Source organism: Desulfobacter sp. (assembly GCF_050177295.1).
The window spans coordinates 1-10354 of sequence record NZ_JBFXHE010000132.1; the positions used below are offsets into that span (position 1 = coordinate 1).

The window sequence follows — 10354 nt, forward strand, 5'->3', positions numbered from 1 at the left end:
GTCTGGCAGTTGCAGCACCAGTAAATGGGTTTTTTGCCCAGGAACATATCCCCTGACAGGCCGAATTCACCGCACTCTTTGGCGATGCGTGCTTCATAGGGATAGTTCATGGTCAGGTAAGGTTCATCCCACTCCCCTGCAACCCCGAAGCGTTTAAACTCTTCTCTCTGGATATCCACAAATGACGCGGCATACTCCCGGCACTCCCGGCGCACCTGCACCGGCGTCATATCCTTTTTCCTGCTGCCCAGATTTTTGTCCACATTGTGTTCAATGGGCAGGCCGTGGCAGTCCCAGCCCGGGACATAAGGCGCGTTAAAACCGCACATCTGCCGGGACCGGATGATAATATCCTTTAATATTTTATTTATGGCATGGCCCATGTGAAGATGGCCGTTGGCATAGGGAGGACCGTCATGGAGAATAAAAAGGGGCTTGTCCTTGGATTGTTCCCGCAGTTTTTTATAGATGTTTTTCTGTTCCCAGTCCTTGATCATCTCGGGTTCCCGCTGGGGCAGGTTGGCCTTCATTGCAAATGGGGTAGAAGGCAGGTTCAGTGTTTTTTTATAATCCATTATTCTTAAAATTCCTTTTGCCTTTCGGATTCGGTTTCAAGTCTTTTTTATATGAAAGTCAAAATAACTTATTGAATTACTTTCATGTTTCGTTTTGGGTTGCGCCTGGGTGTTGTTGGACCAGGTCAGCCCATGGATGTTATTATCGAACTTTTCTTTGTAATGGCAGCAAAGGGAAAAGTCAAGAATTTAGCGGAATTTACCCAGGGGAACCGCATGTAAAAACATCAGCAATTCTTATCACCAGATGCGGCATATCTTGATTACAGGCATTGGGTATGCTATTAGACGCCAGCAATGAAAATTGTACAGTTTGTAAATAAAATAACATCTTGCACAACATCCAGCAGGGATAATACAATACTATGACATCGCAACTTGATTTAGTTAGGGCCATTCACAATATCAGCCGTCCGCAACTGCTTATAAAAAGTTTTGACGGCATACATGTCAGCCGTCCGTCACAAAGCAATATGGCTTCGCTGTCAGACCAGATCTATGTGCCGGCCATACTTCCCAAAAACCTTGGGAATTCAGAATTTAAACGGCGCCATGGTTTAAAATATGCCTATGTGGCCGGTGCCATGGCCAACGGCATCGCATCCACAGCACTTGTGAAGACCATGGGTGAAAACGGGATGGTCGGTTTTTTCGGTGCCGGCGGATTGGGCCTGTCACAAATTGAAACAGCCATCCTTGAACTTAAGGCCGGCCTGGGGGACAAACCGTTTGGATTCAATCTGATCCACAGCCTGGCAGACCCGGACCATGAAATGGCAACGATAAAACTCTATATTCACCATGGGGTGACCCTGATCTCTGCGGCAGCATTCCTGCGCATCACCCTGCCTTTAGTCTATTATCGTGTCAAAGGCATCCATAGAGACAACCAGGGTGCCATTGTCACCCCCAACCGCGTTATTGCAAAGGTGTCCCGCATTGAAGTGGCCCGGCAGTTTTTCGCACCACCGCCGGAAAAACTGCTCAACCGGTTGGTTGACCTGAAGATGATTACTGCAGATGAAGCCATGCTTGCCTCTCAAATCCCCATGGCCCAGGATCTTACCGCCGAGGCTGATTCTGGCGGGCATACGGATAACCGCCCGGCCCTGACGCTTTTACCAACCTTCATTGCCCTGAAGAACGAAGCCATGGCAACTTATAATTTTCAACACCCGCTTTGCGTAGGGCTTGGCGGCGGCATTGCCACGCCGGAATCCGCATCTGCCGCTTTCAGCATGGGTGCTGCATATATCCTTACCGGATCCATTAATCAAGCATGTGTGGAAGCCGGCATCTGCGAGGACGTTAAAAAACTGCTCAGCCAGGCCGAACAGGCGGATGTTGCCATGGCCCCTTCCGCAGACATGTTTGAAATCGGCGCACGGGTTCAGGTGCTTAAACGCGGGACTTTGTTTCCTGTCCGCGCAGAAAAGCTGTATCAGTTTTACAAAAATTATACCTGTTTTTCAGACCTTCCCCTGGGGGCCCAAAAGGAGATCGAGGATAAATTTTTATTCACCTCATTTGAGTCAGCATGGCAGTCCACCCGGGATTTTTTCCTGTCCCGGGGAAATCAACAGGAGGTGGACCGTGCAGAGCAGAACCCTGCACATAAGATGGCACTGGTTTTCAGATCCTATCTCGGGCAGTCTTCCAGGTGGGCAATCCAGGGCAATACCCAGCGTAAAATGGACTATCAGGTCTGGTGCGGCCCGGCCATGGGCGCATTCAACCAATGGGTCAAAGGCAGCTTTCTTGAACCCCATACCAACCGGTTTGCAGCAGAAATCGCCATGAATCTGCTCACAGGTGCCTGTGTTGTCACCCGGGCCGCATTTGCAAGGGCCCAGGGCATTGAACTGCCCCCTGGTGCAGGTTTTTTTTCGCCCATGAAACTCAGTGAAATAACAAAACTGATCGCTTCTGAATCCATGTAAATATCTATGTAAAACTTTTGTCAATTTCCCTGCCTGCAGGTGATCCGAGCCCCTGTGCCGTATATATAGGTTTTGATAAAATATATTTTAAACTCGTAACCATATTATATTTCATATATGACACCCAAAACCGCAACTGAAACACAGACGCCCTGTCCCCGGATGCCCATTGCCATCATCGGCATGGGCTGCATTTTTCCTGAATCCAGAAACCTCAAGGAATTCTGGAGATTGGTATTCAACGGCATTGATGCCATAACACAAGTACCTGAAGACTCGCACTGGCGTCTGAAAGATTATTTCAATGGGGATCCGGATTTTCCTGACCATACCTATTGCAGCAGGGGGGGATTTTTACCGGACATTGCCTTTGACCCTTTAACCTATGGCATTCCTCCCAAAAACATTGAAGCCACGGACACCTCCCAGCTTCTCAGCCTGGAAGTGGTCCGCATGGCACTTGCCGATGCCGGCTACCCTGTGGGCCATGCCTGCCTGAAAGAAAAACGGGTAAATGTCATCCTCGGGGTAACCGGCACCCAGGAGCTGGTGATCCCCCTTGGCGCAAGGCTTGGACATCCATTCTGGAAAGAAGCTCTGGACGCAGCCGGTATTGCCCCGGATAAAAAGGAAAGCATATTAAAACGGATCAGCCAATCCTATGTCAGTTGGCAGGAAAATTCATTCCCAGGTCTTCTGGGCAATGTGGTGGCCGGAAGAATCGCCAACCGCCTGGACCTGTCCGGCACCAACACTGTGTGTGATGCCGCATGTGCCAGCTCCTTTTCCGCCATTCATACGGCCATGATGGAACTTGAAACCAGACAGTGCGATATGTCCATCACCGGCGGGGTGGATACCCTCAATGACATTTTCATGCACATGTGCTTTGCCAAAACCGGTGTATTGTCCCACACCAGTGACGCCCGGCCCTTTTCAGAAAACGCCGACGGTACCGTGCTTGGGGAAGGCATCGGTCTGCTGGTGCTCAAGCGGCTGGCCGATGCCCAGCGTGACCAGGACCGGATTTATGCGGTCATCAAAGGCATGGGCACCTCCAGTGACGGGCGCACCTCCGCCATATATGCCCCCGAGGCCAAAGGACAGATCAAGGCCCTGGAAAACGCCTATGGCAACGCAGGTGTTTTGCCCGAATCCGTGGGGCTGATTGAAGCACACGGTACAGGGACAAGGGTGGGTGACAAGGTTGAATTCACTGCCCTGAAAAATTTTTTCAAGGACAACGCTGCGGCATCCACAGCCCTGGGATCCGTAAAATCCATGATCGGGCACACCAAAGCCGCAGCAGGTGCTGCGGGCATTATCAAGGCGGCCCTGGCCCTGCACCACAAGGTCATTCCCCCCACACTGAAAGCCCGGACGCCTGACCCGGATCTGGATATACAAAACTCCCCCTTTTATCTCAACCAGGTCTCAAGACCTTGGATTGGCAACAGTACGCTGAATTCCCTGAGATGTTCCGGGGTTTCCGCCTTTGGGTTCGGCGGATCAAACTTTCATGCCGTGCTTGAAGAGTACTCTGCTGAAAAAACCAATATCTCCTGGGACGGTACAGTGCAGATTATGGCGTTTTCCGGGGAGACCAAAGAAGAGATTGTTGAAAAGCTGGGTAGCATTTTTGAAACCATAAAAACCTATGATATCAGGGACAAGGCAGCCGTTACCCAGGCCATTGCCTGGCAGGCAGCGCAATCCAGAAAATCATTCTGTTCAGACCATGATCTGCGGTTATTGATTTTGATGACTGACCAGGATGATGTTTTTGAACGAATGACCCAGGCAAAATATGTGGTCAATGGCGATCAACCGGCCAAACCGCCTATATTCTTGGGCAAGGGAGCAGCATCAGGAAAACTGGGCTTTGTTTTCCCGGGCCAGGGGAGCCAGTACACCGGCATGGCCGGTCAGATTATGTCTGTTTTTCCGGAAAGCCTTCAAATCCTTGATATGGCCCAGTCCTGTGTCAGTAATACAGATGCAGGACAACAGGATCATGGGCTGCTGTCCGCCTATATGTATCCGCCGCCGGAATATGCCATGGATAAAACATCGGCCGAGGCAGCCCTGCGCCAGACCCGCATCGCCCAGCCAGCCATTGGTGCGGTCTCTTTGTCCATGCTGAAAATTCTCTCCCGGTTCAAGGTGGTGCCCCAGATGACCTGCGGCCACAGTTACGGAGAATTGTGCGCATTATATGCAGCCGGCTGGATTGATGCCCAAACCTGTCTTGAACTTTCGGCGGCCCGGGGCAACTTCATGGCCAGGGCCGGTCAAAAAGCAGGTGATCCCGGCAGCATGCTCGCGATCCAGGCCCCCATTGAACAGATCGAGGCCCTCATTGAAGCGGAGAAACTCGACCTTGTTCTGGCCAACAGGAACAGCCCGTCCCAGGGCGTGTTATCCGGGGAGACCCAACACATTCTCAACGCTGAAAAAATCTGCAAAACCCGCAGAATGCGGGCCATCAGACTGCCGGTGGCCGCAGCCTTTCACAGCCGCCTGGTGGCAGATGCCGCAGCCCCGTTCAATGCCTTGACCCGGAAAGCTTCCATCACGCCGACACAAATTAAGGTGTTGTCCAATACAACCGGATCGCCCTACCCTATGGATTTGGCCCAGGCCCAGGATCTTTTAGGACAGCAGTTGATTCACCCCGTTGACTTCATTGGTAACATCAGACAGATGCATGAACAAGGTGTTGACACCTTTGTGGAGGTCGGGCCCAAATCTGTTCTGTGCGAGCTGATTAAATCCATTTTAAAAGACCGGGATGTACAGACCATTGCCCTGGATAAATCAGCCGGGAAAAATTACGGTATCCGGGATTTGGGGATGGGATTATGCGCCCTTGCAGCCATGAGTCATCCTGTGGATCTTTCTGCCTGGGAAGAGGATGTGACACAGCCTGAGTCTAAAAAACTTGTCATCATGCTCAACGGAGCCAATCCAAAACCCCGGACACCTGAAACAAGCCCGTCTGAAATGAATCCGGTTGAAGAGCCCCCCATTCATCCCCCCAAAAACGAAAACATTGCCCAGGATTCATCTGTTTATATGACGGTTTCACCCCAACAGACATCCACCACACAAGGAAATGCCATGACATCTTTTCCACACCCTGAATTTAACGATATCCACGTCCAGACAACGTCAAATTCAATGTCAAATCCAATCCAACCCGTGACTGCAAATCAGGTTCCGGCAAACCCGGATATCCTTGTCCAGGGTCTCAATGCCATGCAGCAGCTCCAGGCCCAGACCGCCCGGGCCCACGAAAAGTTTTTGGAAACCCAGGCCCAGGCCAGCAAGGCCCTGGCCGCACTGATGTCACAAACCCGTGGACAGGTGTTCCCTCCGGCCCCGGCCGCCCCTGTGATTCAGTCTCCGGCCCCGGCACAGGCCATGCCTTACCAGCAGCCCCGGATGCCTGAACCGGCCCCATTACAATCAATTCAAAAAACAATTCAACAGACAACCCCCAAGCCTGTGCCTCCCCAGATCCGGCAGCCCCAACCATCGGCAGCAGCGGCGGCGCCTGCCCCGGAAGTTAAAAATGTCCTGTTTGAAATTGTCAGCCGTTTAACAGGGTTCCCGGTGGAAATGTTAGAACCTGAAATGAATATTGAATCAGACCTTGGCGTTGATTCCATTAAAAAAGTTGAAATCATTTCAGAACTTGAAAAAGCATTTCCTGACAAAGAGGATCTATCCGCCCAACGCCTGGGTTCAGTCAAAACCCTGGCAGATATCTGCACGGCGGTTGAAACAGACCCGGGAAATCCCCCGTCCCCTGAGCAAACAGCCGTCCCCATTGCCAACGCGCAAAAAAACAACCCGCCAGCCAAAGATACCCTTGGCATTCTGGTTAACATCATCAGTGAGTTAACAGGGTTCCCCCAGGAGATGCTCGAACCCGGAATGAACCTTGAATCGGATCTTGGCGTTGACTCCATCAAACGGGTTGAAATTTTGTCCCGCCTTGAACAGGAGCAACCTGAATCCAGGGCGTTATCGCCGGATGACATGGGCAGCTTGAAAACCCTGTCCGATATCGTAAAATACCTGACGCCTGAACAAACACCGGTTTCCAAAGAAGCCACAAAAAAAAAACTTCGCATGACCCCATAAGTGACCAGAACCAGGCCGGGCAGGCCAAAGAAACAAAATTAAAAGGGCCTGCCAGGCAAGAAGTTGTGCTCACAGCCTTCCCCACCCATCAGATCCGTTTCTATAATGGGGCAAGAATTCACATGCCTTCGGGTAAAACCATTTACCTGACAAGGGATAGTGCAGGCATTGCCATCGCTTTTGAAAAAGAGTTTAAAAAACTCAAACTTGCCGCCCGGATTATCGATGCCACCCCGGATAACATCCCGGATCTGCCCGATGCAGCAGGGCTTGTCCTTATACCGGACACCTTTTGTCAACCCGGCGACGACGCTTTGGCCAGTCAGTTTCTTTTAACGGCGTTCCGCATGGCATCAAAAAACGGGCCATACCTGGCTGCAAGTGCCAGGGAAGGCAGCAGCTTCATGGCATGTATCAGCTTTCTTGGCGGCGGCTTTGGCTTTAAAAATCTTGACCCGCAAATCAGCCCTGTTTACGGCGGCATGGCAGGCCTTGCCAAAACAGCGGCCCTTGAATGGAAACCGGTCCTGTGCCGGGCCCTTGACCTGCCATTTGATACAAAAGCCATAAAAAAGAACGCTGAAGCCGCCGTGGGGCTGATGATGACCCGAGGCGCCGTGGAAATGGGGCTTGACGGTGAACAATGTTACATCCCCGAACTTGTATCCAAACCAGTCAGCGAACCCCTGGAAATTTGCCTGGACAGATCCGATGTTGTGGTGATTTCCGGCGGTGCCCGGGGCGTTACAGCGGCGTGTGCCCTTGCCCTTGCCAAACAGTGCCACCCTAAAATAGCGCTTTTCGGAAGATCCAAACCGCCTTTTGACGAACCAGCATGGCTTAAAGGTATGGATACCCCCGCCCAAATAAAAACAGCCATCTTTGCCAATGCCTTTGAAAAAGAAAAACCAACACCTGCCAAGGTGGAGGCCCAGTATCGCCTTTTTGCCTCAAACCGGGACATTAAAGCCAATCTGGAACGTATACAAAAATGGGCCGATGAGGTGGCCTACTTTTGCGTAGACATCCGGGATAAAGGCCTTGTCAACGAGGCCATGAAAAAAGTGACCCGGCAGTTAGGTCCTGTAACCGCCTTGATTCATGGGGCAGGTGTTCTTGAAGATAAATTGATCTGTGAAAAAACACCCGACCAATTCAGAAATGTGTTTGAAACCAAAATCAACGGACTTTTTGCGCTTCTTTCGTCAGTAGATCAAGACAAACTGAAATATCTGGTCATGTTCTCATCGGTTGCGGCAAGATTTGGAAATACCGGACAATGCGACTACGCCATGGCCAATGAAGTGCTCAACAAAATTTGCCAGGCCAGACAACTTACCCTTCCCCATTGCAGGGCGTTAGCCATCAATTGGGGCCCCTGGGACGGCGGCATGGTCACGGACGCCCTGAAACGGGAATTTGAAAAACGCCATATTGAGCTGATCCCCATCCAGGCAGGCGCACACCAGATGGTGGCTGAAATGGGCAATGCCGATAAATCCTGCGTTGAGGCCGTTGTGGGGGGCACCATATCTCCAGAGGTGCCGGACCCAGCTTCCGTGATGAATAAAGCCTTGACCCAGACCTTCAGCAGCCAGGACAGTTGCATTATTGAAGACCATAAAATTGACAATGCACCGGTTGTTCCCCTGGCTTTAATGGTGGAGCTGCTGGCCTGCGGTGCCGAAAAAAACAATCCGGGCCTGACATTTGCCGGAATGGAAAAGGTGCAGCTGCTCAAAGGGATTGTGCCGGGAAATGGCAAAACAGAGGTCCAGGTGGACATTGGAAAGTGCGTCACCATAGATCATCAGCTCTTTACACCCGGCCGTATTACCTCCTCGGGTAAAAACGGATTAACAATTCACCATGCCAGGGCCCAGGTGTTATTAGCGGATAAACTTTCCCAGCCTCCGGTATTATCAAAATCAGCATCCATGGACCTTGAACCCTTTGGAATGAGCATGGATCAGGCCTATGAAACCATTCTTTTCCACGAAGGCGCCCTTCAATGCATTACTGACATTGCCGGCGTATCGCCCAAGGGAATTGAGGTGATGACAACCACGGTGCCAGACATCAGCACATGGTATAAAACACCCCATGCAAGGCAATGGGCCATGGACCCCATGGTTCTGGATGCAGCCTTCCAGGCGGCGATTTTGTGGACCTTCCATAATTGCGGACAGGTCTGTCTGCCCGCAAGCTTTGCCAATTTACGAATATTTCAATCCTTTCCCAGACAAAGCGGACATAAGGTCAGGATATTATTTACGGTCAACCACCATGATCAGCACAAAATTAAAGGATATTTTACATTCCTTGATGAAAACAAAACGATCATTGCAAGCATGATGGGATTTGAAGCCATCATGGACCCGGGGCTGCTTGATAAATTTAAATCCATCCCCCTGTTTGACCGGGATAAAATTTTAGCCTTTGCCCAGGGCAATCCATCCGAGGCGTTTGGAGAACCCTATAAAATTTTTGATCAAGCGCGTGAAATTGCAAGATTGCCAAGACCGCCCTACTTTTTTATGGACGCGGTGACAAAAGCAGACCACCCAGCCTGGCAAACCGCACCTGGCGGGTGGATAGAAAGCAGGTATAAAATTGATAAAAACGCATGGTATTTCACAGCCAACCATAGTGAGACCATGCCTTTTTGTATTCTCCTTGAAGTGGCCCTTCAACCCTGTGGCTGGCTTGCGGCCTATGGCGGCGCAGCCCTTACTATGGAAGACCGCCTCCATTTCAGAAACCTTGGGGGAAAAGCCAGACTGGTCAAAAACCTGACCCGAACGTCGGGGTGGGTAAAAATCCGTGTCAGAATGACTGACGTGTCCAAGGCCGGCGGCATGATCATCCAGAACTTTGATATGGATGTGCAAAACAAGGGGGAATCCGTTTACACAGGCTTCACCAATTTTGGATTTTTTACGGCTGATGCCTTATCCAAACAAGTGGGAATCAGGAAACCCGAAGCGTTTTTGGCGCTTGAAAAAAACAGCCCTCAATCTGAAATCCTGCTTGAAGACCATGCGCCCCTAACCCCGGAAGATCAAAATATCGGCCCCAATACGGGAATGCCGGGAAAAGCCTTGAGAATGATAGACAAAATCACCTTCCTTGATTTCAACGCAGGGTTGCACAGCCAGGGGCTGATCCAGGGTGAAAAACAAGTGGATCCTGATGAGTGGTTCTTCCATGCCCATTTTTATCAGGATCCGGTCTGCCCGGGTTCCCTGGGCATAGAATCATTCCTCCAGTTGATCCGATTTTTCATGATCAAAAAATTCGATCTTGACCCGGAACAGTTTACACCGGCAATTGATGAAAACCATGAACATGAATGGATATACCGGGGACAGATTATCCGTTCGAACTCAAACATTGTTGTCCAGGCCCATATAAGTGCGTGTTCCATGGATGAAACAGGTTGCAGGGCAACGGCTGACGGTACCTTGTGTGTGGATGGGATCTGTATATATGAAATGAAAAATTTTTGTTTTTCCCTGCAGGCCTTAACCCTTGAAACCGATTTGAAGAAGGTTAAAAAACTATCTAAGGCGGGAAACCCGCAACCCAATAAACCGTGATATGAACGAAGCAGTTCCTCATGTATAATAAAGGTAGATCGAATACTTTTAAAATACAAACAGGAACTGCTTATGAAAAATTTTATAGACA

Annotated in this window: 5 protein-coding genes; 4 read left to right on the forward strand and 1 reads right to left on the reverse strand. The window is 50.5% G+C overall.

From position 1 onward, the window contains the following. Window positions 1-575 (reverse strand): class I tRNA ligase family protein (locus tag AB7U36_RS11020; protein WP_428159827.1); only part of this gene is annotated, 575 nt, incomplete at its 3' end. 84 nt (window positions 576-659) lie between these two features. On the opposite strand from AB7U36_RS11020, the gene AB7U36_RS11025 reads away from it, so the two are divergent. From AB7U36_RS11025 to AB7U36_RS11040, 4 genes are all read left to right on the forward strand, one after another. Further along, window positions 660-797: a hypothetical protein gene (locus tag AB7U36_RS11025; RefSeq protein ID WP_428159828.1), complete on the forward strand. Its 138-nt coding sequence runs from the start codon at window positions 660-662 to the stop codon at window positions 795-797. A gap of 143 nt (window positions 798-940) precedes the next feature. Beyond that, complete coding sequence (locus AB7U36_RS11030) at window positions 941-2515, forward strand: PfaD family polyunsaturated fatty acid/polyketide biosynthesis protein (protein WP_428159829.1); 1575 nt, start codon at window positions 941-943, stop codon at window positions 2513-2515. A 117-nt stretch (window positions 2516-2632) separates the two neighbouring features. Continuing rightward, window positions 2633-6664, forward strand: coding sequence for a beta-ketoacyl synthase N-terminal-like domain-containing protein (locus AB7U36_RS11035; protein ID WP_428159830.1), 4032 nt, complete (start codon window positions 2633-2635; stop codon window positions 6662-6664). Window positions 6665-6729: 65 nt separating this feature from the next. After that, window positions 6730-10263, forward strand: a complete 3534-nt coding sequence (locus AB7U36_RS11040) for an SDR family NAD(P)-dependent oxidoreductase (RefSeq protein WP_428159831.1) — start codon at window positions 6730-6732, stop codon at window positions 10261-10263. Window positions 10264-10354: the final 91 nt, after the last annotated feature.

Coding starts and splice junctions, on each gene's coding strand:
- AB7U36_RS11035 (WP_428159830.1), top strand. CDS start 2,633: ATGACACCCAAAACCGCAACTGAAACACAGACGCCCTGTCCCCGGATG.
- AB7U36_RS11030 (WP_428159829.1), top strand. CDS start 941: ATGACATCGCAACTTGATTTAGTTAGGGCCATTCACAATATCAGCCGT.
- AB7U36_RS11025 (WP_428159828.1), top strand. CDS start 660: ATGTTTCGTTTTGGGTTGCGCCTGGGTGTTGTTGGACCAGGTCAGCCC.